The organism is Streptomyces sp. NPDC030995, from assembly GCF_055571215.1.
In genome coordinates this window covers 1-923 of the sequence record NZ_JBVIFS010000031.1, presented here as the reverse complement: position 1 = coordinate 923, position 923 = coordinate 1, and the positions used below count along the sequence as shown (strand labels likewise).

Annotated in this window: 1 pseudogene; it reads left to right on the top strand. The window is 64.7% G+C overall.

Features of this window, described 5'->3' with window-relative positions:
- Positions 1-281 precede the first annotated feature (281 nt).
- Positions 282-829 (top strand): annotated as a pseudogene (locus ACZ45T_RS31675) (transposase).
- Positions 830-923 lie beyond the last annotated feature (94 nt).

Genomic DNA, 923 nt, shown 5'->3' with positions numbered 1-923 from the left:
CCTGACACCCTTACCACTCGGCACAGTTACGCTCACTGGCGAGGTAAGGCAGGAGACGTGGTCGGCGCAGTCGACGACTTCGAGCAACTATTGATGGACCGAGTACGAGTTCTGGGCCCCGATCATCCTCGCACCACAGCGACGCGGCGTGAACTCGCCCATTGGCTCGAACCCCCAGATGAACCGCCGCTGCGGGAGCCACCGAACTGACCGTGCTCTCGCCGAGAGAAGGGCCTGAGGGTTGTCCCGTAACTGCTGGTCACAGATGAGATTATCTTGCTGTGGCTGGTGTGATCACCGCGTCGGGGCCGTCCTGGATAGCCCCGTTCACCGGGCTGAGCCCGTGCTGCGGCGCGAGGGTGCAGACGTGGTCCGCAAGGGCCGACCGTGGAGCCTTCCGTTGGAGGACCGGACACTGCTGGTGGCGGCGTACAAGCGCACGAACTTGACGGTGCGCCGGCTCGCTCCGCTCACCGTGCACCCGGCTGGTCGTCGTAGTGGGCCGGCCGTTTGCCGGAAACCGCAACGAGTACAAGGCATGGGGGAATCCGGTGCCAAAGCCGCCGTCGGCTGAACACTCACGATCGCCGACGGCGGCTGCCTCGGCACTGGGCTCCTCATGCCGCACCGCCGACGCAAGGGCGAAGAGCTGCCCGACTGGAAGCAGGCGCTCAACAAGTGCCACAAGCAGGTCCGCGCCCGCGTCGAGCACACCTTCGCCCGCATGAAGACCTGGAAGATCCTCCGTGACTGCCGACTCAAAGGCGACGGCGTCCACCACACCATGCTCGGCATCGCCCGCATGCACAACCTCGCCTTCGCCGGATAAGACGTCATCTCATTTGGTGAGTCTTCGGTAGCAGATGAGGGTGCAGGCGATGCTGGTGAAGGCGAGGAAATGCTCGGCCTTGCGTTCGTAGCGG